Source organism: Lysinibacillus sp. VIII_CA (genome assembly GCF_049943995.1).
In the GTDB taxonomy this organism is placed as follows: Bacteria; Bacillota; Bacilli; order Bacillales_A; family Planococcaceae; genus Lysinibacillus; species Lysinibacillus pinottii.
In genome coordinates, this window is sequence record NZ_JBNFXM010000011.1 from 1 (window position 1) to 26,786 (window position 26,786).

24 protein-coding genes and 1 other annotated feature are annotated in these 26,786 nt (G+C 36.4%); of the genes, 13 read left to right on the forward strand and 11 right to left on the reverse strand.

Annotation, left to right across the window (positions count from 1 at the left end):
• Positions 1-439 precede the first annotated feature (439 nt).
• Positions 440-2,626 carry an MMPL family transporter gene (locus ACP3VS_RS15140; RefSeq protein ID WP_012292536.1) on the reverse strand — a complete coding sequence of 729 codons (2,187 nt, stop codon included), beginning with the start codon at positions 2,624-2,626 and terminating at the stop codon, positions 440-442.
• A gap of 116 nt (positions 2,627-2,742) precedes the next feature.
• Here ACP3VS_RS15140 and ACP3VS_RS15145 point away from each other — a divergent pair, with 116 nt between their 5' ends.
• The 4 genes from ACP3VS_RS15145 to ACP3VS_RS15160 all read left to right on the forward strand — a co-directional run bounded on the left by ACP3VS_RS15145 (position 2,743) and on the right by ACP3VS_RS15160 (position 6,589).
• Complete coding sequence (locus ACP3VS_RS15145) at positions 2,743-3,372, forward strand: TetR/AcrR family transcriptional regulator (RefSeq protein WP_230584527.1); 630 nt, start codon at positions 2,743-2,745, stop codon at positions 3,370-3,372.
• Between the two features lie 477 nt (positions 3,373-3,849).
• The gene (locus tag ACP3VS_RS15150) at positions 3,850-4,278 is read left to right on the forward strand and encodes a DUF1641 domain-containing protein (protein WP_012292538.1); all 429 of its coding nucleotides are present in this window, start codon (positions 3,850-3,852) and stop codon (positions 4,276-4,278) included.
• A 45-nt stretch (positions 4,279-4,323) separates the two neighbouring features.
• A complete protein-coding gene (locus tag ACP3VS_RS15155; RefSeq protein ID WP_012292539.1) occupies positions 4,324-5,508 on the forward strand; it encodes an NAD(P)/FAD-dependent oxidoreductase in 1,185 nt (394 codons plus the stop codon).
• 127 nt (positions 5,509-5,635) lie between these two features.
• A complete protein-coding gene (locus ACP3VS_RS15160) occupies positions 5,636-6,589 on the forward strand; it encodes a methyl-accepting chemotaxis protein (protein WP_012292540.1) in 954 nt (317 codons plus the stop codon).
• Positions 6,590-6,656: 67 nt separating this feature from the next.
• Here ACP3VS_RS15160 and ACP3VS_RS15165 read toward each other — a convergent pair whose 3' ends face one another.
• Entirely contained in the window at positions 6,657-8,318 is a 1,662-nt protein-coding gene (locus ACP3VS_RS15165) for a M20/M25/M40 family metallo-hydrolase (RefSeq protein WP_426389126.1), read from the reverse strand.
• A 238-nt stretch (positions 8,319-8,556) separates the two neighbouring features.
• Here ACP3VS_RS15165 and ACP3VS_RS15170 point away from each other — a divergent pair, with 238 nt between their 5' ends.
• Positions 8,557-9,285, forward strand: coding sequence for an IclR family transcriptional regulator (locus ACP3VS_RS15170; RefSeq protein WP_012292542.1), 729 nt, complete (start codon positions 8,557-8,559; stop codon positions 9,283-9,285).
• A 42-nt stretch (positions 9,286-9,327) separates the two neighbouring features.
• Here the strand turns inward: ACP3VS_RS15170 and ACP3VS_RS15175 are convergent, their stop codons facing one another.
• Positions 9,328-10,578: an MFS transporter gene (locus tag ACP3VS_RS15175; protein ID WP_281486776.1), complete on the reverse strand. Its 1,251-nt coding sequence runs from the start codon at positions 10,576-10,578 to the stop codon at positions 9,328-9,330.
• Between the two features lie 65 nt (positions 10,579-10,643).
• Positions 10,644-10,909, reverse strand: a binding site (T-box leader).
• A gap of 177 nt (positions 10,910-11,086) precedes the next feature.
• Positions 11,087-11,290 carry a hypothetical protein gene (locus ACP3VS_RS15180; protein ID WP_031418317.1) on the reverse strand — a complete coding sequence of 68 codons (204 nt, stop codon included), beginning with the start codon at positions 11,288-11,290 and terminating at the stop codon, positions 11,087-11,089.
• 95 nt (positions 11,291-11,385) lie between these two features.
• Between ACP3VS_RS15180 and ACP3VS_RS15185 the strand changes: the two genes are divergently transcribed.
• A complete protein-coding gene (locus ACP3VS_RS15185; protein WP_426389129.1) occupies positions 11,386-12,354 on the forward strand; it encodes a quinone oxidoreductase family protein in 969 nt (322 codons plus the stop codon).
• A gap of 49 nt (positions 12,355-12,403) precedes the next feature.
• On the opposite strand, the gene ACP3VS_RS15190 is transcribed toward ACP3VS_RS15185, so the two are convergent.
• A complete protein-coding gene (locus tag ACP3VS_RS15190) occupies positions 12,404-13,210 on the reverse strand; it encodes an EcsC family protein (RefSeq protein ID WP_012292545.1) in 807 nt (268 codons plus the stop codon).
• Positions 13,211-13,360: 150 nt separating this feature from the next.
• The gene (locus ACP3VS_RS15195) at positions 13,361-14,722 is read right to left on the reverse strand and encodes a PLP-dependent aminotransferase family protein (protein WP_281486774.1); all 1,362 of its coding nucleotides are present in this window, start codon (positions 14,720-14,722) and stop codon (positions 13,361-13,363) included.
• A 96-nt stretch (positions 14,723-14,818) separates the two neighbouring features.
• Between ACP3VS_RS15195 and ACP3VS_RS15200 the strand changes: the two genes are divergently transcribed.
• Together ACP3VS_RS15200 and ldmS are read left to right on the forward strand one after the other, a co-directional pair.
• A complete protein-coding gene (locus tag ACP3VS_RS15200) occupies positions 14,819-15,403 on the forward strand; it encodes a GNAT family N-acetyltransferase (RefSeq protein ID WP_012292547.1) in 585 nt (194 codons plus the stop codon).
• Between the two features lie 113 nt (positions 15,404-15,516).
• Positions 15,517-16,668 (forward strand): L-aspartate--L-methionine ligase LdmS, encoded by a 1,152-nt coding sequence (ldmS, locus tag ACP3VS_RS15205; protein ID WP_036218073.1) that lies wholly within the window; start codon positions 15,517-15,519, stop codon positions 16,666-16,668.
• Positions 16,669-16,683: 15 nt separating this feature from the next.
• On the opposite strand, the gene ACP3VS_RS15210 is transcribed toward ldmS, so the two are convergent.
• The 5 genes from ACP3VS_RS15210 to ACP3VS_RS15230 form a co-directional block, all read right to left on the reverse strand.
• Positions 16,684-17,391 (reverse strand): ABC transporter permease, encoded by a 708-nt coding sequence (locus ACP3VS_RS15210; RefSeq protein WP_012292549.1) that lies wholly within the window; start codon positions 17,389-17,391, stop codon positions 16,684-16,686.
• On the reverse strand, positions 17,388-18,236 hold the full coding sequence (locus ACP3VS_RS15215) for an ABC transporter ATP-binding protein (RefSeq protein WP_012292550.1): 849 nt from the start codon (positions 18,234-18,236) through the stop codon (positions 17,388-17,390). The genes ACP3VS_RS15210 and ACP3VS_RS15215 overlap by 4 nt, the downstream gene beginning before the upstream one ends.
• A 146-nt stretch (positions 18,237-18,382) precedes the next feature.
• Positions 18,383-19,339: a LytTR family transcriptional regulator DNA-binding domain-containing protein gene (locus ACP3VS_RS15220; protein WP_012292551.1), complete on the reverse strand. Its 957-nt coding sequence runs from the start codon at positions 19,337-19,339 to the stop codon at positions 18,383-18,385.
• Between the two features lie 12 nt (positions 19,340-19,351).
• On the reverse strand, positions 19,352-19,966 hold the full coding sequence (locus ACP3VS_RS15225; RefSeq protein ID WP_080695161.1) for a dienelactone hydrolase family protein: 615 nt from the start codon (positions 19,964-19,966) through the stop codon (positions 19,352-19,354).
• A gap of 96 nt (positions 19,967-20,062) precedes the next feature.
• Positions 20,063-22,174: a choice-of-anchor I family protein gene (locus tag ACP3VS_RS15230; protein ID WP_426389134.1), complete on the reverse strand. Its 2,112-nt coding sequence runs from the start codon at positions 22,172-22,174 to the stop codon at positions 20,063-20,065.
• 271 nt (positions 22,175-22,445) lie between these two features.
• On the opposite strand from ACP3VS_RS15230, the gene ACP3VS_RS15235 reads away from it, so the two are divergent.
• The 5 genes from ACP3VS_RS15235 (at position 22,446) to ACP3VS_RS15255 (ending at position 26,779) form a co-directional block, all read left to right on the forward strand.
• Positions 22,446-23,495: an NAD(P)/FAD-dependent oxidoreductase gene (locus ACP3VS_RS15235; protein ID WP_031418330.1), complete on the forward strand. Its 1,050-nt coding sequence runs from the start codon at positions 22,446-22,448 to the stop codon at positions 23,493-23,495.
• A 68-nt stretch (positions 23,496-23,563) separates the two neighbouring features.
• Positions 23,564-24,013, forward strand: coding sequence for a hypothetical protein (locus tag ACP3VS_RS15240; RefSeq protein ID WP_099805778.1), 450 nt, complete (start codon positions 23,564-23,566; stop codon positions 24,011-24,013).
• A gap of 18 nt (positions 24,014-24,031) precedes the next feature.
• On the forward strand, positions 24,032-24,361 hold the full coding sequence (locus ACP3VS_RS15245; protein WP_426389173.1) for a helix-turn-helix domain-containing protein: 330 nt from the start codon (positions 24,032-24,034) through the stop codon (positions 24,359-24,361).
• A gap of 107 nt (positions 24,362-24,468) precedes the next feature.
• Positions 24,469-25,983, forward strand: coding sequence for a DEAD/DEAH box helicase (locus ACP3VS_RS15250; RefSeq protein ID WP_012292559.1), 1,515 nt, complete (start codon positions 24,469-24,471; stop codon positions 25,981-25,983).
• 16 nt (positions 25,984-25,999) lie between these two features.
• The gene (locus tag ACP3VS_RS15255; protein WP_012292560.1) at positions 26,000-26,779 is read left to right on the forward strand and encodes a YqhG family protein; all 780 of its coding nucleotides are present in this window, start codon (positions 26,000-26,002) and stop codon (positions 26,777-26,779) included.
• The last annotated feature ends 7 nt before the right edge of the window (positions 26,780-26,786 follow it).

The window sequence follows — 26,786 nt, forward strand, 5'->3', positions numbered from 1 at the left end:
ATAGCGCATAACGGCATCGAGTTTTTGTTCATTTGTAAATTTCGTCATAAAAAAACTACACCTCCAATTGTTAGATGTGTCTAACAATTGGGGTGCAGTTCACTCCTTATCATCGTCTTCGTTTTTGTCGCTTTGTCACAAATAGAGTGTTGGTACAGATACAATCTACCTTTTATAGACGTTCTTGTGTTTCAGGGTCGTAGAAATAAAGTGAACTAGCAAAATCAAAGGCATATTTTTCGAGGGTATTGCCTGAAAAGGAGTTAAGCAATGGAAAGCGTTACTGTAATTTAGAATAGTTTAATAAAGTCAATCCTTTAATAGAGATCCTATAAGGCTCAGTTTAGAATAAATATATGACTAATGTTTCTAGTATTAATAAAAAAATAACACGGATATTAGCAAGTGGATTTGCTAATGACCGTGTTATTTATAAAGGTTAGACTTCTTTTTTGAATAGTTTTCCTGGCCAGAAGGCGTATTTGCCTAGAACCGTTGTGATTGCTGGAACAAGCAATGGTCGAACAATGAATGTATCCAGAAGTACACCGATTGCTGTGACAACACCAAATTGAACAAGTACTTGAATTGGTAATGTTGCTAGTACGGCGAAAGTACCTGCTAAAATAAGTCCAGCAGATGTTATGACACTTCCCGTTCGGACAACTCCTTCTTCTACAGCTGTTAAATGATCAGTTGTTTTACGTTTTTTCCAAATCTCTGAAATCATAAAGATATTATAATCTTCGCCGAGCGCTACTAAGAACACGAATGCATACAATGGGATAGCTCCCGAAATGGCTTCTGCCCCCATAATATGATGTAAAATCAACCAACCTGCGCCTAATGCTCCAAAGTAAGAGATAATCACGGTTGCCAATAAATAAACAGTGGCCGTAATGGAACGCAAATAAACAAATAATAATAATGCGATTAAAGCAATCATGGTTGGCATAATAACCGTTTCGTCACGCTTAGTTATTTGTTGGGTATCATACTGACTAGCAGTTTCTCCACCAATCCAAACATGCTTATCAGCATTTTTAAGCCCACTTTGCTCGAGTATTTCGATAACCTCTGCCTTTAACTCAGGAATATGAGCCAACGATTCCTTTGCATAGGGGTTAGCATTTAAAGATAGTTCATATAACTGAATCTCATTATTTTTTTTCCCTATTTGAACATCTGCCACACTATCAATATAAGGAATTGTTGAAAGCTGTTGCTGTAAATTAATTTCATTTCCCCCTGTATCAATCACTAATTGTACAGGTGCTAATTCTCCAGGAGAAAAATTCTCTTCTATTAAAGTGAAGCCTTCTCGTGACGGCATGTCTTTTGGGAAGGATGAGAGTAAATCAAACGTATATTGAATACGTGGAACGAATGCTGCTAATCCGCCAAGTAATATAACGGTTACCGTAATAACAATCCATGGCTTCTGCGTAACAAAATGTCCGATTTTATGACTAATCTTATGTGATGGCTTATGTTGTTTTTTTCCTTTGTTCAGTGCCATTTCTTCTGTACGTGGAACAAATGGGAAGAAAGCTACACGACCAATGATGACAAGAATTGCAGGAAGGACGACGAGAGCTGCAATTCCCATTACAAGTACACCAAAGCTGAATGGCACGGCAAAGCGTTGAAATGCGCCGTAATGAGCCAAACTAAGGGTAGCTAGACCAATGACAACTGTTAGGGCACTCATTAAAATAGCGCCACCTGATTCTTTCACAGCAAGTTTCATTGCGACAGTTTTATCTTCAACATGGAAGAGAATTTCTCGGTATTTAGATATTAGGAATAAACAATAATCAGTACCTGCACCAAAAAGTAATACCGTCATAATAGAGACTGCCTGTGAATCTTTATCAATCCATCCTTGATCCGCAAAGAAGCCTAATGTTGGGCTGATTACTCCATAGGCAAGACCTACAACAAGTAAAGGAATAATAGCCAGTAATGGCGAACGATATATAATTATAAGTAGTACTAAAACGAGTAATACTGTTGCAATCAATAGCTTTACATCTGCTTGGGAGAATAAACTAACAGCATCAGTAGCGATTCCAACTGGTCCTGAATAACGAACATGTAGCATATCATTCGAAAGTTTTTTATCTAATTGGACTTGGTTGCTCTCCATTATTTTGGTTAGTTTATCTAAACTATCCTGTAGGACATCTGTAGCAACCCCCTTTTCAAAAAATACAGGTGTAACGATGGTTGTGCCATTTTCTGAAGTAGCGGCTGATAGAGCCTGGGTTGGCATTTTATCAAATGGTGGAACCATCGTTTGATGAGCTAAGGGTTTAGCTTGAAGCTCACTGTATACACCTTGTATGGCTGAATAGTCTTGATTGGTTAGTCCACTGTCACGATACCAAACCAATAATAATGGTGTACCGGCATCATTAGGGAATTGATCGGCAATTATTGCCGCAGCCTGTTCAGACATTTCCGTGTCAGGTAGGTTTTTGCCTGACTCACTTTCAATACTATTGATTTGTGGCCAAGCAAACGACAATACAATTACTAATAACACCCAAAAGGCTAGTGCTAATAAGCGCCCCTTTTTACTTGCAACCATTGAGCCCCATTGCTCAAGTGGATGTTTTTTCATAAGAAAACCTCCATTCCTGTAAGTGATTTAATTATATATACTAGAAGGTTAATTAATCAATCTAGAAATACCGATATGTTATAATATGAGTAAAAAGATTGTTTTTTATAAAGGAGGTGAACTTGTTGAAACAGTCACCGCGTATGCTTGGAAGACCTCGCCATGATGAAAATGCGAAACCGACAAAAGATCTAGTCCTTGAGACGGCTACAAAACTTTTTATTAAAGAAGGCTACAAAAACATTTCGATGGATGATGTAGCGAAAGCTTGTAACGTAACAAAGGCGACTATCTATTACTACTACCCAACTAAAGGCGAATTGTATACATCGGCACTAATTGCTATGATGGATCGTATCAAGCTATCTATTCTACAAATTTTAGAGCAACAAAAACCATTTAAAGAACGTCTTGAACAGCTCGTTAAGGTTCATTTATCGGCAACTATTGATATTGATATGAATAATTTTATGCGGGAGGCCTCCATCAATTTATCGGAATCTCAGTTGAGACAAGTACAAGCATCCGAAAATGAAATGTACCACACCATTGAGCGGGCTATACAAATAGAAATGGACAAGGGCACGATTCGAAAAGGAAATGCCAAGTTTTTTGCTCATAACTTTATGGCACTGATGACGGTAGGGTATTTTAAAGATGGCGACGGGAAAACTTTGCTAGGTTCAATAGATGTAACGGCAAAAGAAGTAACAAATTTCTTTTGGCTATCTGTTCAAAATAAATAAAGCTTCCTAATTTTTATGAAAGGAGTTATCTCATTAGAATAGAGATAGCTCCTTTCATTGTTATAAAGGTCATTTGAATTTTAAAAAGAGTCTCTAAAAATGACAAAAAAGTGAATGACAGCTACAAAATTTGATGCATTAGAAAATTTATGATAGTAAGGCAGTTAATAGTTGATAAAATCAATGAATTTTGAAAAGATTGTCGAAATTGTGATTTAGCGCATTGAAATAATGTACAAACAGTCTTATAATGAAGGTTGTAATGTCACCAAGACAAGATAAGGATGGTATTATGATGCGCTTTTTGCGACTTAAAGTTAACATTGTAATAACAAGTCATACGAATCGCTATCCAGGCCTTGTGACTGGTGATTGTGTAGGATATACGCTGTAACGACTGTTAAGTTTTACCTTAATGGTCTTTTTTACATGTAAGCAATAAAAAATAGTACTAGTGATGGCAAAGGAGAGTTCAAAATGTCAGAAACGAATAACCAAGCACAGGCTGAACAAGTAACTGTGAGTAAAGAGCAATTAGATGTACTAGATCAATTACTAAAACCTGAAGTTCAAGAATCGCTTACAACTTTAGTTGAGCAATTACCAAAGTTAACTGAAATGATGACTTTATTAACGAAATCATACGAGTTTGCTCAAGCTGTAGCAACAGATGAAGTGCTTAAAAATGATACTGTGGGTGCAGTAACAGAAATCGCTGGACCTGTAGTAGGCTCTGCGAAAAACCTAGCAGCAACTGCAATTGAAGCGAAAGACCGAGCATCTGAAAGCCACGAAGTAATAGGTTTATTCGGTCTTGTGAAAATGCTAAAAGACCCTCAAGTTCAAAATGTATTCCGTTTTGTTAATGCTTTCTTACAAGTAAGCTCAGAACGCAAAGCTAAATAAGACTTAAGGTAAATTCAATTCGTAAGGACGGAGGATTAATTAATCATGTCAAAAGAAATCGTCATCTTAGGTGCAGGTTACGCTGGCGTTTTAACTGCATTAACAGCACGTAAGTATCTATCAGCTGATGAAGCTAAAATTACTGTAGTAAACCAATTCCCAACACACCAAATTATCACTGAACTTCACCGTTTAGCCGGTGGTACCATTGCAGAAGGTGCTGTTGCATTACCACTTAAAAAAATCTTTAAAGGTTTAGATATCGATCTACACATTGCAAAAGTAACGAAATTCAATGTAGATAATAAAAAAGTGGATTTAGATAATGGCTATACATTAACGTACGATACGCTTGTAGTATCTTTAGGAAGCCAAACTGGTTTCTTCGGTATCCCTGGATTAGAAGAAAACTCAATGGTTCTTAAATCAGTAAATGATGCCAATAAAATTAACAAACATATCGAAGATCGCATTAAAGCATATGCACAATCTAAAGATGAAGCAGATGCAACAATCGTTATCGGTGGTGGCGGTTTAACAGGTGTTGAGCTTGTTGGTGAAATCGTGGACAACTTCCCGAAAATCGCTGCAAAACACGGTGTTAACTTTGCTGATCTTAAAATTAAACTTGTTGAAGCTGGTCCAAAAATCTTACCAGTACTTCCGGATACACTTATTCAACGCGCGACTGAAAGCTTAACAAAACGCGGTGTGGAATTTATTACTGGTACACCTGTAACTGGTGTTGACGGTAATGTTATTTCTCTAAAAGACCGTGAACCAATTGTTGCAAACACACTTGTATGGACAGGTGGGGTAGCACCACTTCCAATAGTAGGTGAATCAGGACTTGCAGCTGACCGTGGTAAAGCAACAATTAATGAATTCCTACAATCTACATCACACGAAGATGTATTTGTTATTGGTGACGCATCTGTAGCATTACCAGCTGATGGTGGTCGTCCACTTTACGCGCCAACTGCGCAAGTTGCTTGGCAAATGGGTGAGCTTGCTGGTTATAATGTTTTTGCACAATATAAAAACCAAGAGATGAAATCATTCTCAGCAGTGAACTCTGGTACACTTGCAAGCCTAGGCCGTAAAGATGCGGTTGCTACAATTGGTGCAAGCAACACAGAACTTAAAGGTCTTCCTGCAACATTAATGAAAGAAGCTTCGAATATTCGTTATTTAACACATATTAAAGCTCTATTCGGTTTAGCTTACTAAAAATTTTGGTCCCACTTCTATTAGGAGGTGGGATTTTTTTATGGAAAGTCTACCTTTACGATATTTGTTTATTAATTACTTCAAAGAGAGTAAAATTAATACAAATCTAGTTATGGAGTGATGACATGTGTTAACGATATTTCAATCAAAAAGAGAAGATATAGAGCAATTTAAGGGGAAAATTGACGAGTTGAATGCAAAGCTAGATAAGAAGGATCATGAATTTCAAATTTTTCTCAATGAATTACATAAGGAATTAATTTCAACGATTGGACAGCACGATATAGTTAATCATCAACATGTCATTTTAGGTGAAATGGTTACAAATATTTTAAGCGAATTTAATCGTGTAGAAAACAGCACCATTGAATCCAATACCATATCTGGACATGCTCTAGAAAAGGGAAACTCTTTAATTCATTCATCAGATGAAATGGTTTCTTTATCGATTGAAAGTAAACAAGCTGTAAAGGAAGTTCAGCATGTCATTGATGAGCTTGGTGAGCAATCAAAAAAAACGACGAATAGTATGAACCATTTAAGTGAACGTTCAAAGCAAATAACTGATATCGTCAAAGTAATCAGTGAGATTTCTAATCAAACCAATTTACTTGCCTTAAATGCATCTATTGAAGCAGCGAGAGCTGGGGAGCATGGTAAGGGGTTTTCAGTCGTTGCAGAAGAAGTACGAAAGCTTGCTGAAAATACAAAGTCAAGCACAGAGGATATTGTGAATCTTACGAAAAAAATTGAGGATCAAATATCTGAGGCATATGAGGATAATAAAAATAATATGCAGCTGGTGACAGAAGGACTTCAAAAAAGTACAGATACGTCTGAGCAAATTAACGCATTACTCCAAATCATAATGAATGTCCAAGGTGAAGTGAAGGAATTACTTGATTATATAGATAGCCAAAAAATTTCGACTGAAGATGTCATGAGTAAATTTAAAACAACAACAGCTCTTTTTGATGAAACAAATAAAGTTTTAACTGACCATATTGATGAATCAGATATCGTCACAAAAAAATTACTAGAAGCTGTTGAAAAGGTGAAGGGTTTTCCTCATTCAATTTAACTATAGTTTTACTGGATACATAAAAAAGCACCGTTCTAAAAATAATTAGAGCGGTGCTTTTTCGATATTAAAGATTGGATTTGAATATTTCTTTTGTAGCCTTCTGAATGAGCTTTGGTAGCACGCCGAAGGAATAAGGCTTATAAACTCTCTCAGTCCATTTGTGGCCATCTTTTCCGTATACACCCATTGTAACAGAAGGGATATTCAGCGCCTTTATTTTTTCAAATGGTAGGGGATAGAGTGTATCCCATTTTGGGAAGTTATTGAGCAACTCTTGGAGTTCCTCTTGTGTAGCATGAATAGATAAGAAGCTTCCATCCGCTAAATAAGGGAAAAAGCGTTTAACCTGAAATACTTCGCCTGTTTCTTTCGCTACCTCATGAACGACCTGTGAAATGGCTTGCTTTAATAGCTGGTCTCTTGCCACACTTTCCTTTAAATAATTATGGGGAAGGAATGGTGGTGCAAAGTATAAGACAACTCGAGGCTTATGCTCAGGATCTGCCTTTTGCAGCGCATCAACGATTGCAAACGACTGTTGGCGTAATTCCTTACCTGCATTTTTTTTCAAGACATCAGCAATAATAAGCTCGGTTTCAATACCCTTTCCGTTTAAATAAACAATAAACTCATCATAAGTAACAACGTCTATATGCCAGGATAATGAACGCTTAGGTATGTTGGAACGCTCTATATATTTCTCATACTGAAGCTGTAAATATTGCTTTGCTTCGATACATGCCTGTTGTGCGACAGACTTAAGTTTCTTAACAACATGATCTGGAGACTCTTCATATAAAAAATAGTTAAAATAAATTCGGCTAGTAGACGCGGTTTGAACTGTATAGGATTCTTTGGTGTCTCGTTGATATAAGCATGTAGGTGGAAGGATGGTTTCACCTATAATTGCCTCCATTAATGCTAAATTATTATGAATACGCTCCGTAATTTTTGCTGCCACATAATTGGGGTCGATGCCACTTAATGTATCTCCCACATGTACTTCTCGCCCATAAATGTAGAAGGATGGCAGTAACTTTCCAGCAACACCCGTATAAATATAACGATGAGGGTCATCACCATATAAAGGAGTTGTAAAGTCAGTATTAATGGCCATTAGAAAATCTAGTTCCTGATCCATTTTTAAACGATTAAGCTCATCTAATGCGTCAATGATGCCATTATGCTCGGCCTCTTCGCCACCATTTAAAATAAGTAATATATTTCCTTCTAGTTCATGAAGATGATTGGTGAAATATTGTACATTGGCAATATGGACAGCAGCTCCGCTTTTCATATCTACAGCTCCACGCCCAAACATCCAGTCGCCACTTTGAGCATCCTTCTGTACATCCCTATTTCCTTCATAGGTTTTAAAGAAATCCTCAAGCTTGGTAGGAGAAAAAGCAAACTCTTTTAAATGACCATAATCCTCTATGTCCACTGTATCCAAATGAGCGTGATAGATAATGGTCCTTTTTGTTTCATTAGGACTTTTTACGAAAGCAAAAAGATTTTTTCGGCCAATAGGGTCCTGTTTTACGTTTAAAGTCCAAAGAAATGAAGGGTTTTCTTGATAGTAAGGGAATTCCTTCATTTTCGCATAGATATACTCAATAATTTTCCCTTCACCTTGAGTACCATTAATACTATTAATATTTACTAATTCATTTGTAAGCTTTTCAATTTGCTTTGCGATGGGTAACTGTCTTAGTTGTGAATACATGTATATGGCTCCTTTTTTGTTCGATTAGATATCATTCAAAATAGCAACTATACTTACTTCATTGTTTCGTTATGTGAAAATTAATCCGTATTGTGGAATATGATTCATCATATAAGAAAAAACCGTAAACGTCAATTTTCATTTTTATAAAATTCTGTTTCTTTTTATTAATTTATTCGGTTGCAACTCTATATAAATGAGTAAAAATTCGTTAAAATGAATAAAAGGAGGATGAGCAATGATTCAATCTATTGAAAGAGCAATGATGATTATTCATGTACTAGCGAAGAATCCTAAACGATTCTTTTCTGTTCAAGATATATATAATGAAACAGACTTACCTAGCAGTACAATTTATCGATTATTGTATACATTAGAAAACTTTGATTTAGTAGAAAGAAATGAGGAAAAAAAGGAATTTCGTTTAGGGTATACATGGTTACAGCTCGGCATGAAAATGTACCACCATACAAACATCCGAGAAAAAGCCCATCCGTTATTAGAAGAGCTTGCCGTTAATGTGCGGGAAACAGCGTATTTAAATATTCCAAAACTAAATAATTCTATTATTATTGATCGTGTGGATAGCCCCAAAAATGTCCGTATTATTGATATGATAGGTGAAAAAATCCCCTATCCAATTGGAGCAGCGAATAAAGTATTACTTGCATTCTCAGAGAAGGAAATGCAAGCTGGCTTTCTAAAAAATATAAGTGATCTTGAAAAAATAGAGTTAATGGAACAATTAAATGTCATCAAAGATAAGGGATACTCTATTAGCTATGGAGAAAAAACAAAGGGAACAGTATCAGTGGCAGCACCTGTTTTTGATTTGAATAAAGAACCAATTGCAGCAATTAGCGCAGAGTGCTTTGAGTATGATACAGATACTGAAAAATTGGAAAGTATTGCAAAGGAAGTCACACGAGCTGCTCACCTTCTTTCACAAGAGCTAGGTCATGTGTAAATAGGTCTTCTCCACGTAAGGAAAAGACCTATTTTTATTTACCTAGTTATGAGACTCAGAAGTACTTTGATAAAAAGTGGCTTTAGAAGGGCATATCGTTAAAATAAATAAAATGATAGCTACCGTTACCATGACAAATGAGGCACTTACTATAACAAATCGTATAGAAATAATTTCAGCAGTAACTCCAAATGAAGCTGTCAAAATTATGATGAAAAGGGCTTCAAAAAAACCATAAATACTCCCTATACGTCCCATGCTTTCAGCAGGGATATTATTTTGATAAAAAGTATAGAAACCTGTATTCGCAAAAGCTGTTGCGAATGATAAGAGGAAGCAACCTAAAGCTGCCATAAAAAAGGTATAGGAAGAAGTAAACAGTAAATAACCGAAGGCTGTCATTATAGACCCCATGCCGATTAACCAAGCAGTAGAGGTTTTTTCAACAAAGGCTGAATTGGTTAGAGAACCAATTAGTACACCGACACCTGCAATACTGACCAAAACCCCATATTCTCCCTCCGATAAAGCAAGTACTTGAGTGGCAAACGCTGCCTCTAAAGAATCAGTCGCTGTCATCAATACAATGGTAGCACTAAATAAAAAATAGACTGCCATCACATAGGCATTTTTAAAGCTAAAATGGACGACCATTTTCCAATCATAGAGCAATATTTTATAAAATGTTGTTGCTTTTTCTGTACGAAGAGCAAAGCCTAATTGTTCATGTCCTTCAACGTCCGGCATTTTTATAGTTATGCAGGCAGATAAAAATAAAGCAATAGCATTTAAGTATATAGCCATATTCGGTGTACCTAGTGTAAATAGAAAGCCTGCAATAGCTGGACCTGTTAGGAAGGCACCAGAATCAAGCAGACTACGTAATGAGTTAAAGCGTTTTCTTTGCTCTATCGGTATCAATTTAGTGATATAAGTCATAGAGGTAGGATGATACATAGAACTAGTAGCTGTAATGATAAAGACTAAAATATAAATCCATCCTAAGCTCAAAAAGCTAGGAAGTGCGACAATCAGTATGGACCGGCAAAGATTCAATAGGATCATCAGGTGTTTTTTATTAAAGCGGTCTATTAAACTACCAGACCAAAAATTAGTAAACAATGTGGAGAGAGCTCTGATAATATACAAGCCAGAAACAGCAAGTGCTGATTCTGTCAGATTGAGTACAGTAAGGTTCAAAGCAATAAAATAAATCCATTCACCGATACTAGAAATACCAATACTACTTAAAAGGATAATTGGATAACGCCACGATTTTAAAGATTTTTTCATATAAATTCCTCCTCTTGCAAAAGTGACCTTGCAAAATAAAAAAATCCCACCCCCAAGACAGTAGTCTTAGGGACGAGACGGAAGAATTTATGCTCACGTGGTGCCACCCTAGTTCACTATTATGTTGTTGCCATAATAGCCTTTTCAGTACGACATGAATGAATGTTTATACTGTAACTCTATAACGGGAGTTCCCGTCGCACCATCATTCTAATAGAAATCCAATGCGCTACTCTGAGGCTTGTTTCAATAATTCGTTCTTGCTCGTTTTCAGCAACCGGAGCTCTCTGGGAAGAACAGCCTTATTTACTCTTCTCTTCACTGTATTTTGGTTAGTGTAGCATATATAGATAATTTTGGTAAGTGCTACGGTGAAATAGATGGTCCATTTTTTTGAATGTAAGCTTTTAATTGGATGAAAAGCGACTCGCAAAACGGGATAGTATGAGTTAATTGGAAGTATCCTCAAGGGAATGATATAAGTTCATCAAAACAGCAAGATTGAGAGCTATTTTTCCTGTGAAAAATGCGGGTCTGCTGTGCCAATTGCCAAAAATGCGTGTTTATCTAATAGATTAGCCGTTGTATGGTCCAGTGACAATAGAGGTGATAACAGTGGGTATCCAGGTTTTTCGTAACTATAGCCCTGTACCAGATAACATAAAGCATATACGATTGCTGCCTTAATTAAAGAAATCATACGGTATTCCATTACAGTTCTCTTGCTTAGGTTTAATTTTCACAAAGGTATCTCCATTCTTTGGAAATTTAGTTTATAATTCGACTATAACAAGGAGGGAGAAAAAAATGAAGGCTATCGTAATAAATGAATTTGGTACGTCTGATGTATTAACATATGCCGAATATCCAAAGCCTACAATCTCTACAGGAGAAATCCTAATACGTACAATCTATACGAGTGTGAACTATGCAGATATTAAAAATCGGACAGGTAATAAGGCTAAAGGAAACTTTCCAATGATTCTTGGGTTAGATGTTGCTGGTATTGTAGAAGAGGTTTTTAATGATAACAGCAATTTTCAGAAGGGGGACCAGGTCATTGCATTTCCGATAAATGGTGCTTATGCAGAGTATGTCGTAGCAAAGGAACAGTTGGTCTTTAAAGTTCCGTATGATGTACCGCTAGAGAAGGTAGCAGCTGTGCCAACTGTATCGTTTTTATCGTATATCTTAACACATCAGATAGCACCAATTAGTCAGAATGATTCGGTGTTAATTCATGCTGCATCTGGTGGGGTAGGAACAATGCTTATTCAAATGGCCAAAAAGCTAGGCGCTAAACAAATTATTGGAACTGTAAGTACATTAGAGAAGGCACCGATAGCCTATCAGCTTGGGGCAGATCATGTTCTTACATATGACCAATTTAGTGAGCATGTACGAGACTTTACTGGAGGTATTGGCGTCGATATTATCTTTGATTCGATTGCGGGAGCTATTACGGAGGAAAGCTTAACTTGCTTAGCACCATATGGCACTCTTGTACAATTTGGCAATAGTGGAGGCAAGGCAGGAACTATTATGACATCAGATTTACATAGTAGCTGTCGTAATGTAAAAGGATTTAGTCTGGGTACGACTAGGGACTTAAGACCAGAAATGTTACAACAGGTCGCTCAACATATTTTTACTTTATTAAAAGGGGATAGTTTCCAAGTGCCCATTGCTAAAATATTTCCATTAGAGGATATGCAAAAAGCTCATGAACTGATGGAAAGTCGTCAGCATCAGGGAAAAATAGTAATTAAAATGTAGAAACAAGGGAGGGTGACGCTCTTATAAGGAAGAGCGCCATCTCTCATCATCAACTTTCTAATTCATTCAATTTTTCATAAATTCGTCTTTTTCGATATAACATAATACCCGTTTCAGCAACATCTTGAATCATTCCTTTATTTGCGTATGCACCGAAGATCATACCAGCAATAGGTATCATTTGAAACAGTTTTTTCCAGCCCAGCTGGTCCCGATACGTATAAAATACCTCCTGCCAGCCTTGTAGCTGAGAAATCATATTGTCAGTAGCTTTATGAGTACTATTCATAGTGGAAAGCTCCTGTAAGATGGCTTCTTTCCCAACAATATCTGCACTTGTGAATTGCAGGCATTTCACAATAAAAATACGCTCCATTTTATCATTAGGGTCATAGCCATGAATAATAGCAATTTCTTGCAATGTCTTCAGCGCGGTTCCTAAAATAACGGGTATATCAATAGCCAAGGTAAATATTCCGCCAAACCCCGTAGAAGCACCTTGAACAGTCGCAAACTTTACACGCTCATTTTGCAATTTATCACTGAGAGTAATCATATCCTCTAATGGAATTTGACCAATATCTGAAATGCTCAAAATATGCTCTGTGGAAGAATGGTTACGGACTTTTTGAATCATGGCTTGTTCATTGATTAAATATTTTCCACCGGATTGTATGTAGTTCCCTAATTCATCGACTAATAATGCAATTTTATTTTGAATAAAAGTAGGCGTCATTTTATCTAACAACTTAAACGGTATTCTACCTAGTTTCTCCCAAAACCATAAATCCCTTTGATCCTTTTCCCAATCCTGAATTTCCTGCAAGTGCTGCTCTAATAGCTGACGGTTCTCCATTATTGTCTATCCCCTTATGTGTTCATTTACCTTTACATACGAAAAAAACATTATAAGGTTTCGCCTTGTCTCGAATCATCTGTATATTTTTTATGTCTAAAACAAAGTTTCGTGTATAGACTGACTCCGACCATCTAATAAAATGACAGGTTATTGCCAGACGGAAGCAAGGAGTGCAATACCTTCATCAATTTGCTGAAGTGTCAGTCCACCGTAGCCTAAAATGATTAAAGTATCCTCTGTACCATGCTGATAGGAAGTAGAACATGGATAGACAAGAATTCCAATCTTACGAGCAAGTTGAATCGCATTTTTCTCAGAGAGTCTATTAGGTAACTTCATCACGATATGTAGCCCAGATTTTTCACCGATGATTTGAAATTCCTCCGAAAAATGAGTGGAGATAGCAGTTAGTAGAGCTTGTTGTTTTTTACGATAAACTGTCCGCATTTTCGCTAAATGTTTATCAAATTGACCTTGTGCAATGAAATCAGCTAAAACAAGTTGCTCTACTCTGGAGACAACTGATTTTTGATCATGGTTAAAGGCATTAAACGATGCAATTAATGACTTTGGTAAAATCATATAACTGATTCGCAAAGAAGGCAGCAACGTTTTAGAAAATGTTCCAAAATAAATAACTTGTTGAAGCTGATCCATTTTTGCTAAAGAGGGGATTGGCAGCCCTTTATAACGAAATTCAGAGTCATAGTCATCTTCAATAATGTATGCCTTATTCAAATTTGCCCATTGCAACAAGGCGGCTCTTCTCTCTACGGTCATAATCATGCCCAAAGGAAATTGATGAGCTGGTGTTGTGTATAATATGTGAATTGTTTTTGAAGGAAGAGTTATACCGGCTTTATCCACAGGGATGGCCTCTGTAGACAAACCGCATTGTCGTAAAGTAGTATGTGCCCGTTTAAAACCCGGTTCTTCTACTCCGACCTTACTCTGGGGACCTAAAAAGAGACTAAGGGCTTGAAGTTGACTTTGTGTTCCACCATAAACAAACACTTGTGAGGCATCACAAACAACGCCACGTGAACGTTGTACATAGCGCGCAATCTCGGAGCGTAATAGGTCTTCACCTGCCCAGGGACTTATGGATAAATTATTCTTGTTTACATGTTTTTTTAGGAGCTTATGCCAAAGTGAATAGGGAAAAGCCTCGTTATCCACATGCCCGTTATGAAAATCATACTGAATGTCATTGGATATGATTGTCCTTAGAGGAAACTCATGCTGCTGTTCATCTTGTACCCAATCAAATTCAAAGGGAGCAATAAAATAACCCGACCGTTCTTTACTATAAACATAACCTTCTGCCAGTAATTGTTCATAAGCCTCCTTCACAGTATGTACACTTACATCGAGAGTTCGGGCAAGGGCTCGCTTAGAGGGCAATTGCTCATGACCTAATAGCCTTTTAGATAAAATAGACTGTCTAATTTCTTCGTATATCTGAATGTATTTGGCTGAATCTCCTGTCAATGAAATGGATAGCTCCACAAGATAACCTCCTTTGGTATGGTCTGGTTTTTAATAATTGGTACTTTCTATCATATCAAATTTACCGTTAAATAATTAAAAAAGGAGTGATACATCATGGAGTTTATGGCATTAGAAAATGAAATAGTTAAACTGAAGCCTTTAGAGTTAAATGATTTATCGGGGATATTAGAGGCGGCGAGTTATCCAGAAATTTGGTCACATATGTCCACAACGATCGAAAAAATGGTGGATGTGCATAACTTTGTGGAAAATGCTTTATTAATGAGGCGTAATAAAACAGAATTTCCTTTTGTTATTGTGGATAAAAAGACTGGAGAGATCATAGGGTCTACACGTTTTATGGATATAGATGATACACATCAGCGGGTTGAAATAGGAACAACATGGCTGACACCAGTCTACTGGCGTACTGCTATTAATACCAATTGTAAATACCTATTATTACAATACTGTTTTGAAACCCTTCATTTACAGCGAGTTCAAATCAAAACTGATCATGAAAATATTCAATCTCAGAAAGCTATAGAGCGTATAGGGGCGACAAAGGAAGGAATATTACGGAATCATATGATTCGGAAAGATGGGACCGCTCGCCATACAGTGATGTATAGTATTACGTTAGACGAGTGGCCGCAGGTGAAAATTCACTTAAATCAATTATTAGGCGAATCTATTTAATATTTGGGTTTTAATGGATTTTTATTGGCCGCTAAGACTGTTTTTTCTATTAAAAAGTGTCAAAAAATAAGGGGAAGGGTAGAGTACTTAAAAATTGAAAGAGGGTAATCTACTTGAAACCAAAATACACGCTAAGACAAATCTATGGTGAGAATGCAGTTTATACACCAAGAACGCCGTTTAGTGATAATCCATGGATGATGGACGATCCTCATAAACTGGATGCCCTAACCTCTAGAGAAGTAGCTATTGCTGATATTCCTGTATTAGTGCACCGAGCTACCCAAACTGAAAAAGCTCAGGAACTACATCGATTAACAGGTTTACCATGGGTCGAACAGCCTTTTAGTTATGACACACAGGAGGAGTATTTAGCCCATATTCGTTCTTGGTGTGAAGACGACAAAACGATTGTTTGTCAATATATACATGACTTGGAACATATGGACCGTCAATGCTATTGGATGGATGCCGAGAAATTTAATGAATTGAATTCAAAAGCATATATTGATCATTTAATCGATAGCAAATTTGTTCCGAGTCGTTTAAATGTTGAAACCTATAGGCTCTCAGATGCCATCAAAAATTGGCAACCGCCTGTGGTCCTTAAGCCGGGCGATGATTCCCCAACCTCTGGAGGATATGGAGTCATCATTTGCCATAATAAAGAGGAACTGACGGAAGGTCTGCGGCAATTCCGAATGACGGGAACGGAGAGCATAATTATTGAGGAGCTATTACAGACAAAGGACAATTATAGCTGTCAATTTGTCTACTCAGAGGAACTAGGTATTCAATATTTAGGAGCCTCACAACAAATTACCGATGAAAACGGTATTTATCACGGTAATATAATAGTAGATGAAGTTCCTGAAAAAGTAATTGAGGTAGGAAGACATATTATGGAACAAGGTGTTGCAGAAGGTTTTGTTGGTGTAGCAGGATTTGATTTAATTGTCACAGAGGCTGGTGATGTTCAGGCTATTGATTTGAATTTCCGCCAAAATGGCTCCACCTCTATGCTAATGTTTCATGATACTTTAGGTAAGCCTATCAATAAATTTGCCTCCTATGCAGCAAAAAGTCCAAAGGAAAATGACGTTTTCTTTCAAACCATTAAGAGGTTTGTTGAACATAAAATATTATTTCCGTTATCATTTTATGACGGGAATTATTTCGATGAACCTGTTCCCTCTAGATTTGTTGGAATATGGTATGCCGATGAACTTAGCGAGATTGAAAAACTTGAGCAAGAACTATCATAGTAAAAAGAATGGTCATTAATCGACCATTCTTTTTTTATAAATAATTGCAGCGAGAAACCAAGAAAGTAGGGACCAAACAATTATCGTCATCATAGGAATGATTACATCTGTCACTGAATATTTACCTTCTAATGCTTCGGCTAACAGTAATAATTGTGAGCTTGGTAACCATTCTGCAATCTTTAAGATTGGATAAGTAGAAGCAAAATTTAGGGCAATTGGGCCAAAAGAGAAAATAATGATAACCGGTAATACAATGATGGAACCTTCCATTATAGACTTAGAAAATAATCCACAAATCGTTCCAAGTGCAATATAAAATACAGTTGAAAGTATTAATGAAATAGCTAAAATGAGTAGGTTAGATGGGTTATATCCCACAATAAAAATAGACATAGCTACCACGATCATCGTTACGATAAAAACAAATAGGCTTTTACCAATTAAAATATCTGCTAGTGAAGCAGGGGAGAGCATCAGGCTTCGTAATGTGTTTTTCTCCTTCTCCTCTGCAATTAAACAGCATTGTATATAAACTGTTACCATAGAAAACGTTATATTAATAGGTAAGAGATAAGCGTTGATAGAGGATGCACCAGATTGATTATACAAAAATGCCAAAATTATTGGTAAGAGTACCATCGAAGATACGGCATAGTTACGTGAAAATTCCTTATAATCTTTCATTAATATAGCTTGAATTCTTGTCATTGAAATATTCATACTAAATCACTCCCTGTTATTTGCATAAAAATATCGCCTAATGTTGGTTCATTTGTATGGATTCGAGTAACGTCATTGGCTTGCATCCATTGATACAGTTTCTCGGCATCTTGAGCCCCGTTTTGGATCACTTCTTGTGTACCATTTTTAAGCTCAACAGTCATGGAATCAGTGCCAAATTCCTGCTTCAAGTCGCTTGGAGTGCCAATTGCTCGAATTTTCCCTTTATGCAGGAAAGCAACTCGGTCACAGAGTATTTCGGCCTCGCTCATATCATGGGTTGTTAAAAATATCGTTGTCCCCATGTTATTCAGCTTTCGTAAACCATTATAGATATGTTCTGTATTTACAGGATCAAGTGCAGAAGTAGGCTCATCTAAAAATAATAATTCAGGCTTATGCATTATAGCTCTAGCCAGTGTAACACGCTGTATCATGCCCTTTGAAAGCTGACTTATCTTCTTTTTGCGATCAGCATATAAATTTACAAAATCAAGAGCTTCTTTGACGGCAGTGACTGACAGCTCATATAGCTTACTATAGAGTAATAAATTCTCTTCTATAGATAACCTCGTATACAAACCGCTGTTATCTGTTAATATGCCAAAACGTTTACGATTTTGACTTTGCTTCATGTCAGCTGCTGGCTGTCCAAATAATAGAACATTTCCAGCAGTGTTTTCAGTTTGCGCAGTTAATATTTTAATAGTAGTTGTTTTTCCAGAGCCACTCGGACCAAGGAAACCAAATATTTCTCCTTTTTGTATAGTAAAGGAAACATCTTGTAGTGCGATTTCTTTATTAAAAGTTTTTTTCAAATGCTGTACATCAATTACTGCTTTCATGTGTAAGCCTCCTGTTTGTTGTTGATGTCTAAACTATAAACAACAAGTGAAAGGTACACAGCAATAATTAGATGAGAGGAGGAAAAATGACTACCAACAACACGATATGGAAGGTGACAGGAGTCGTTTATTTCCTGGGAAATCTACTATATTCCGAGTATTTTCTTTAAATCTGCTAGTTTATTTTTCGACAAAGGCACAACAGTTTTATCAGTGCTGTTGAGTGCAAGGCTATAGCTATTGCGCGTCCATGTAATGATTTCGCGAACCTTTTGTAGGTTAACAATGTATGAACGGTGGCTTCTGAAAAAGCCGAATGGTGTCAATTTTTGCTCTAGCTCATTCAGTGATAGTGTACATGGGTAGGATTCACCTGCAACATTAACAGAAACGACGCCTTCAACACTTTCAATATAATCAATTTCGGGCGGGTTAAATAAAATAATCTTGTCATTTTTCTTTGTTGGAATTTTATCAATGCGAATCGGCGAATTTTCAAATGGGGGAGGTGTTTTCTCTAATTCTTCCTCTTTAACGTCTAGTGTATGTAAGCCAGCCCCATCTAATCTATGTATAGCAGTACTTGCAATCATTAAGTCTTCTAGATTATTAGAAAGTAAAATGATGCTTTTTTGTCTTTCTGTGAGTTTTTTTAGTATTTGTTGGACATTTTGCTTAGAAAAATCATCGATATTTTGAAAGGGTTCTTCTAATACAAGAAGCGATACTTCCTGAAGATAGGTACCCAATAACTTTAATCGTTGTTTTTCACTAGTAGAAAGCTTACTAATTCTCATGTTTTTTTGTTCAGTTAAGCTAAATAGCTTTAATAACTCCTCAGCCTCATTAGGTGTACGTTTGAATAGTTTCAAATTAAACCGTATATGCTCACGAACAGTAAGGCGTTCATAGAGAGCACTTTCGCGAAAATATGTAAATGTATGATCTCGTTTCATAAACCATTGCATTAAAGTATGTATTTTAGAAACATCTGTGTAGATGCCTATAATCATGCCGGGTTGTAAGGCTATAGGAAAGCTTGGATAAATCACATTACCTCTTTCAATATATGGTTCAACCAAAATATCTATATTTTCTTCCATTGTTTGTTCCTCCTAATGTTGTTCTACTCCTAAAAAGTTTAAGATATTTGTGTGTGCTTGAAAGTAGCTAGATGGACAAAAATGGGAATTATAAGTATCCATAAAACCATGCTGTCCGTGATATTGCTTTGTTTGAACATTTGATTTATGTTCGAGTACATTTTTTATTGCATTCACATCAAAGCTACTTTCACAGCTTGGTAGAATGACCAAGGTTGGACAAGATGGTTGGACGTCTAGGAATTGGCGTATACGTGAGCCATAAACACAAATAACTCGATGTAGGGGGAGCGTTGATAATCGCCAGGCTAATGTAGCACCTACACTATATCCAATTAGCACTACCTCTTCATATTTTTCACATGCCTCTAGTAGGTTTTTTGATAGCATCTCAAGAGGTGCGTCAAAGCCGACTGTATGGAAGAAAAAATCATAAGCTTGTTGTTCCTGTTTATATGAGAAGGATTTTCCTTCTGGATAAAGCAAAACACAGCAAACGGAGGTATGTTCATCACGGTAGGCTTCGGCTTGTTCTTTTATAAATTGATTGATGCCATATATTTCATGTAAAATAAATATTTTTCTTTTCATGACGACCTCTTTTGGTTTTTTCCAATAGTGTATCAAAAACTAGCGTTTACGTATATTTTAGTAATTTATGGATTGAGGTTTATTTTAGCTAGAATAAAAAAAGCTGTTCGAACACTCGAACAGCATGAAGGATTATTTAAGGGTAAATAATTTGTAGAGTACCGATGTAGCATCAGCGCGTGATAAAGTGCTTTGTGGTTGAAACAATTGTTGTTTGTTACCTGTAAAAATTCCAGCTTGCTGCAAAATATAAATCGCTTCCTTTGCAGGAGGAGAAATAGCAGCATCATCCTTAAATAATTGTTGAGTATGATGGTTAGGCAAGTCCATTTCAGTTAATTTTATAAAATGATATAGAATTACAGCAGCATCCTCTCTTGTAATAGGCTTATGAGGATTAAACATTTCATTGGATGAATTGATTAGCTTCTTTTCATATGCCCAACCAATAGCATCCTCAAAATAATCGCCTGTTTTTACATCGGAAAAGGGAGCTTTGGATGTTGAATTTATTTTTTGTGCACGACTGAGGACAGTTATAAATTGTGCTCTAGTCATGGGAGCATTTGGATTAAATTGATCCTTAGCTACACCATTCAATAAATGCTTATTTGCTAGTTCCTCAATGGCTGTTTGTGCCCAATGACCTTGTATATCTAAAAATAAACTTTTATATGGACTACCAAATGTAAAAGCAGTAACGGTACCGCTGACCTCATGTGCGGCAAGTAAAGTTGGAAGCCCTGTAGTACTAGCTGAAGCAGGAATGAAAGCTAAACCTTCTGGTGATACATCTCCCTTAATATCTTCACCAAAATCTCTTTTATTTATATATTGAACAAATGATGGTGAATTAGGGTTTGTAATATCATACATCATGATGCCACCAACCCGTTCTATACCAATAAAGGCATACATGCGATCACCGATTTGTCCAATTTTCACATCCTCAGGCTCAGGGCCCTTTTTACCGCTGCGATTATCAAGCTTTGTATTATTATTGGAAGCATTGAAGTAGTCAGGTAATGAATGGGCAATAATCTTTTCAAAATCACTACCACTATCAAATACTTGAGTCATTGATTCTGCTTCATAGATAGAGAAAGATCGACCTCCAAAGCTATACATTTTTTCAGGTTGTAAGCCATCATAGTCTGAGGTATCAAAAAGCACAACTTCATTGCCTCTTAGTTCCATTTCAAGTTCGTTTACATAGCCTTTCCAATCACGTGAGTCACCCTCGTTTGCTGTCACTAAATAGGTTTTACCGTTCACTTCATACGAAGAAATCCCATCAGGCATATAGATGCCGTAAAGATTTTCAGGAATGATTTCAATTTTTTTATCTTTCATGAAATCAAGCGCATTTTCTTTCTTACGATGATCCTTAAAACCTAGTGATTGCACATTTTTCCATTCACCTGATGTAAGATCTAGCGTAGCTATTGCATTTGCCTCCTGTAAGGTAACATAGGCTGTATTACCTTTTTTATTGACAGCAATATACTCAGGTTCGAAATCTACAGAAGGATTCGTCTTTTTCTTTAAAACGATACCTTTAGCAACAAGCTCCTCACGTTGAGAATCTAAAGCCTCGAAATTAATATCCTTTACCGTTGCTTTAGTAATGTCAGTTGGTAGCTCGATAATACTAACACTGCCTTCTGGATCAACGGCTTTCTCATAACCCTCACGAGGCTCTCCTTCATTTGCTACAAGTACCTTTTTCCCGTCAGGTGTAAAGGTGATCATATCGGGCTGTTTACCAGCTTCTACAATATGAAGAATATTACCGTTGTAATCTAAAAATACTGCTAATCCATTGTCATTATAGTCTCCAGCTTGAACAGCGGCAGCTATCAAATCGGAATCGGTGTTAATACTAATACTTGTCACATCTCCATAAGAGAAGTTTGGTTTGATTTCTTTTAAACCTTTTTCAAGATTGACCGTTTTCTCGACCTTTACGGCAGAGTAGGAAGAGCTTTTTGGTAAAGGGACGATTTCAATTTGCTTTGTTGTCCCATTGATTACATAGTATTTGTAATTGTCCGCATTGTAGGCAACAATTTCTGTGGCCCCTCCATCTTCATTTTTCACGCCAGAATCATAGCGAGAGGAGACATTTAAGTTAAGTTCAGGTGGTAACTCTTCTACCGCATAGGATTGATTTTCTCCTATTAAAAGAGTAGCCATAGCTAAGGAACAGCCTGCTGCTAGGGCAGCTAATTTTTTATACTTCATACATATTAAACCTCCATTAAATGTTAGTTTAAGAGTACATGCTCAATGTAAATACCGTATAAAGATTATTTAAAGAATAGTAAGAATTGACAACATAGCTTCCAAAATGGGAAGTTTTACTTGATAATGATTATCATTATCGTATAATAAGGGAGTAAGAAGTAGTAAGTATTTCTATAAGATGAAAATACAGTAGGGTTTTGTAGTTATGTTGTTACCACGGCCCAATTGTTGAGATAGGAAATAACATAAATGAAAGGTGTGCTACGATTTGTTTGAACAAGAAATGTATGATGTAACGATCATTGGTGGAGGACCGGCAGGATTATATTCTAGCTTTTATTGTGGCTTACGTGAAATGAAGACGAAGCTAATTGAATCACAGCCACAGCTCGGGGGTAAAATCCATGTTTACCCGGAGAAAATGATTTGGGACATTGGGGGCGTTACGCCAATTTCAGGTGGCCAACTAATTAAGCAGTTAGTGGAGCAGGCCTTAACATTTAATCCCTCTATTTACACAGATGAAAAGGTATTATCAATTGCCAAAAACGACGAGGGGATTTTCGTTATTACAGCTGAGTCTGGGAATATTCATTATTCAAAAACGGTCATAGTTGCTATTGGTGGGGGTATCCTTAATCCTCAAAAAATAGAGATTGAGGGAGCAGAACGGTTTGAGGTATCTAATTTAAACTACACCATCAAATCCTATGAAAAATTTAAAAACAAAGCGGTTATCATTTCAGGTGGCGGTAATACCGCTGTAGATTGGGCATTAGAGTTAATGGAAGTAGCGTCAAAGGTATATTTAACCTATCGAAAAGATCAATTGTCTGCACATGAGGCTCAAATTACGGAGCTAACGAATAGTGCCATTGAATGTCATTATAATTCAGAAATTACGAAATTAATTGCGGATGATCAAGAAGGAATGATTAAAGCGATTGCTTTAACGAATCATGAAACAGGTACTATAACGGAAATTCCTATCGATGAAGTTGTTATCAGTCATGGCTATGTACGCGATAAGGAACTATTAGATAATAGTCCATTAGCAATTGAACGTAAAAACGATTATTTCATTGCTGGTACTATAAATAGTGAATCCTCTATTCCGGGACTTTATGCGGCAGGAGATATTTTGCACCATGATGGCAAAATCCATTTAATTGCAGCAGCTTTTCATGATGCATTGCACGCAGTGAATAGTGCGAAAAAATATATTCAGCCCGATGCTTCTGATGGCGGTATTGTCTCTTCCCATAATGATATTTTTAAACAACGTAATCGCAAGCTATTACAGGAAAGCTTAAAATAATTAATCTTAGGAGCACTCGATGTATTTTAGGTGTTCCTTTCGTATTGTTTTAAGAGCATGATAAGGGAATGGAGATAGTAGGCATAGAAGAAATGTTAGAATTTTATTCAATGGCACCTTTAACATGTATGTCTGTCACTACTGACCATATTTCTTCTGAGACGGTTACTAACAGGACAGTGGAAAATGTCGCTAGACTAATCTTCCCAGTCAAAGGTATAGGTGACATAAAAATAGAAGGTACTAATTATCGCTTAAAAAAAGGAAGGATCCTCCATGTTGGTCCCGATTTTCCCATTCAAAACATGGCCGTAAGGGATACCAAATTAGAATATGTAGTGATTTACTTCCAACTATTTGATGGACATGTAAAATTTCCGCTTTATAATAGTCATTTTGTTATACAGGTAGGAGAGCACATGAAATGGATGAACATGGTGCAGCAATTAGTTGAAATGAGTCATAAGGGCAGTCATTTATCACTTATTCAATCCAAAGCTCTCTTTTTAAATATATGAGAGGAAATGATTGTATTGATGAAGTTGAAAGACTATCACATAGCATCCATCATGACGTATATACAAGAAAACTTTACAAAGAATATTACTGTGAGCGATATAGCGAATGAATGTAATTGGGACCGTAGAAAATTGAGCTATGTGTTTGAAAAAAGAATGGGTGTCAGTCCACATGTTTATTTAACCGATTTACGTATTCAAAAATCGAAAATGCTATTAAGGTCGCCTGATTTATCTATAAAGGAAATAGCTAAGCGAGTAGGTTACACAGATTATTTTTATTTTAGTCGTGTATTTAAAAAAGTGACAGGTTTATCACCGAGCATTTTCCGTAAACATATGAATTAACAAACACTCGATGAAATAATTACATTCATTGGGTGTTTTTTGTATAAAACGAACATAGCTTTCTCCTTTTTGGACAACATAAGAAGAAATACTGACATGGTGGGGTGATGATCATGAAAATAGAGAGGTCGTCAGAATGGGTAGAAGGTTTTATCAATCGCGTCAATGATCTTGAACAATGGCAGAGCTGGTCATTATATAAGATGAACTATGATATTGTAAAAATGAGATTAATCCCTGATTTCACAGGATTACAAGCTACAAAGTATTTACCTAATTTAAAACCTCTTGCACATCAGCTAGAAGCAGCTGAAACAGTCATTCAGCGCATGAATGGAAAAGCCATTTTAGCAGATGAAGTAGGTTTAGGTAAAACCATTGAAGCTGGTTTGATTTTAAAGGAGTATCTTTTAAGGGGTCTTGTAAAAAAAGCGTTAATATTAGCGCCGGCTTCTCTGATTAATCAATGGATTGAAGAGTTAAACTTAAAATTTCATATACCTGCTATCGCTTATAAAAAAAATTGTCCAATAGAGCGCTATGACGTCATAATCATGAGTATGGATACAGCGAAAAAAAGCCCTCATAGGGAACGTATTTATGAGCAGGATTACGATATGATTATTATTGATGAGGCCCATAAATTAAAAAATAATAAAACACAAATTTATGAGTTCGTCCAAGGATTAAAGAAAAAGTTTTGCTTATTATTAACTGCTACTCCTATACAAAATGATGTTTTCGAATTATATTATTTAATTTCCTTATTAAAACCAGGACATTTAGGAAGCTACGATACCTTCCAATCAGCCTTTTCAGCCAGTAAGCATCATCTAGAGCATGATGATTATTTGAAAGAATTGGTCAACCAGGTGATGGTGAGAAATCGAAGAGAAGATACAGGTATTGAATGGACCAATCGTTGCGTTCAAATTGTACCGATTACATTTACGGAAGAAGAAAGAGCCGTTTATGATCTCCTTGGCTCACTTGAAAACAAAGGATCTTTTGCGTTAATTACGTTGCAGAAGGAAATGTGCAGTAGCAAGGAAGCTACAGCATTAACAATAACAAATATGCTGAAGGAGCATGGACAATCACAAGAAATGGAAGACATTTTAGCCAAATTAATGGCCTTAGAAGTGAATTCTAAAGCAGAAAAAACAATTGAGATTATTGAACAGGCGAAGGATAAGGTTATTATTTTTACAGAGTATCGTGCAACTCAAATCTACTTACAATGGTATTTACATTCTAAAGGAATTTCGAGTGTGCTGTTTAACGGTAAATTTAATAAAAGTAAACGAGATTATATGAAGCATTTATTTAAAGAAAGAGCACAAGTACTCATTGCCACAGAGGCTGGTGGGGAGGGGATAAATCTCCAATTTTGTCATCATGTCATCAATTATGATTTACCATGGAATCCTATGAAGCTAGAGCAACGAATTGGTCGTGTCCATCGTTTGGGACAGGAGCATGATGTTCACATATATAATCTTGCTATTGAAGATACCATTGAAGAAAAAATCTTGGAATTACTTCATACCAAAATCGATGTGTTTGAAAAAGTGGTTGGTGATTTAGATGCCATTTTAACAAACTTAAAAAAATCAGTGTGAGGTAAGGAGGGAAACTATGTATCCGCAGCAAGTTCATGAGTATTTAAAGGGATTTTTCTCCGAAAATGACTGCCCTATTTTAGGGGAAGAGGAACATTCTTTGACCGTGCAGTTGACGGTAGATATTGATAAAAGAATTATGAATAGACCATTTTATTGGCAATATATAGAGGCCACTAATAGTGAGCCAAACCCTGCTCAGGTGACCTTTATTACAGATCAGACAGCTATGGCTGGTAACTTATTTGGTGAGGTTATTCATTATGGCTCACCACGGTTAAATCAGCTTTTTCATGCGACAGGAGAACTAGGTGCCTATGTTCAATTATTTGAAAAAGTTGATCATGGAATGGGGCAGGTTATCCTAACACCATGGCTAGGTGTTAACTTTAAAGTCTCCTATTGCTGTGATCGGACAAAAGAAATGATGTACTCATTTGGTATTAACTTGTTAACGGGTGTTATCAAGGAGGATTTTCATGAAACGATTTATGCCTCAGATTTTGACACCGAACCAGCAGAGAACGTTTTTCATGTGCAATATATTATTAAACCAGCACGTGCACTTGAAAGATTAAATGCAGCGGTGGATTCCATTATTGAAAAGGATGATCACTCGTGGGCCATTGAAGCGCAAAAAAGATGGCAACGTGATCAACGAGTATTGGATTATTTTTATGAGGATGTAGAGGATAAACCCGAATGTTATGAAATTGAAAGAAAAGCATTAGAGGAGCAATACGAATCTAAAATTAAAATTGACATTATTAATGGAGGATTATTCTACCTCTTTTAAAGGTGGA

What these genes read in the sequence shown, in the direction of transcription:
- ACP3VS_RS15140 (WP_012292536.1), bottom strand. Translation starts at nt 2,626, where the DNA reads ATGAAAAAACATCCACTTGAGCAATGGGGCTCAATGGTTGCAAGTAAA.
- ACP3VS_RS15150 (WP_012292538.1), top strand. Translation starts at nt 3,850, where the DNA reads ATGTCAGAAACGAATAACCAAGCACAGGCTGAACAAGTAACTGTGAGT.
- ACP3VS_RS15155 (WP_012292539.1), top strand. Translation starts at nt 4,324, where the DNA reads ATGTCAAAAGAAATCGTCATCTTAGGTGCAGGTTACGCTGGCGTTTTA.
- ACP3VS_RS15165 (WP_426389126.1), bottom strand. Translation starts at nt 8,318, where the DNA reads ATGTATTCACAACTAAGACAGTTACCCATCGCAAAGCAAATTGAAAAG.
- ACP3VS_RS15170 (WP_012292542.1), top strand. Translation starts at nt 8,557, where the DNA reads ATGATTCAATCTATTGAAAGAGCAATGATGATTATTCATGTACTAGCG.
- ACP3VS_RS15175 (WP_281486776.1), bottom strand. Translation starts at nt 10,578, where the DNA reads ATGAAAAAATCTTTAAAATCGTGGCGTTATCCAATTATCCTTTTAAGT.
- ACP3VS_RS15180 (WP_031418317.1), bottom strand. Translation starts at nt 11,290, where the DNA reads ATGGAATACCGTATGATTTCTTTAATTAAGGCAGCAATCGTATATGCT.
- ACP3VS_RS15185 (WP_426389129.1), top strand. Translation starts at nt 11,386, where the DNA reads ATGAAGGCTATCGTAATAAATGAATTTGGTACGTCTGATGTATTAACA.
- ACP3VS_RS15190 (WP_012292545.1), bottom strand. Translation starts at nt 13,210, where the DNA reads ATGGAGAACCGTCAGCTATTAGAGCAGCACTTGCAGGAAATTCAGGAT.
- ACP3VS_RS15200 (WP_012292547.1), top strand. Translation starts at nt 14,819, where the DNA reads ATGGAGTTTATGGCATTAGAAAATGAAATAGTTAAACTGAAGCCTTTA.
- ACP3VS_RS15210 (WP_012292549.1), bottom strand. Translation starts at nt 17,391, where the DNA reads ATGAATATTTCAATGACAAGAATTCAAGCTATATTAATGAAAGATTAT.
- ACP3VS_RS15215 (WP_012292550.1), bottom strand. Translation starts at nt 18,236, where the DNA reads ATGAAAGCAGTAATTGATGTACAGCATTTGAAAAAAACTTTTAATAAA.
- ACP3VS_RS15220 (WP_012292551.1), bottom strand. Translation starts at nt 19,339, where the DNA reads ATGGAAGAAAATATAGATATTTTGGTTGAACCATATATTGAAAGAGGT.
- ACP3VS_RS15230 (WP_426389134.1), bottom strand. Translation starts at nt 22,174, where the DNA reads ATGAAGTATAAAAAATTAGCTGCCCTAGCAGCAGGCTGTTCCTTAGCT.
- ACP3VS_RS15240 (WP_099805778.1), top strand. Translation starts at nt 23,564, where the DNA reads ATGGAGATAGTAGGCATAGAAGAAATGTTAGAATTTTATTCAATGGCA.
- ACP3VS_RS15245 (WP_426389173.1), top strand. Translation starts at nt 24,032, where the DNA reads ATGAAGTTGAAAGACTATCACATAGCATCCATCATGACGTATATACAA.
- ACP3VS_RS15250 (WP_012292559.1), top strand. Translation starts at nt 24,469, where the DNA reads ATGATCATGAAAATAGAGAGGTCGTCAGAATGGGTAGAAGGTTTTATC.
- ACP3VS_RS15255 (WP_012292560.1), top strand. Translation starts at nt 26,000, where the DNA reads ATGTATCCGCAGCAAGTTCATGAGTATTTAAAGGGATTTTTCTCCGAA.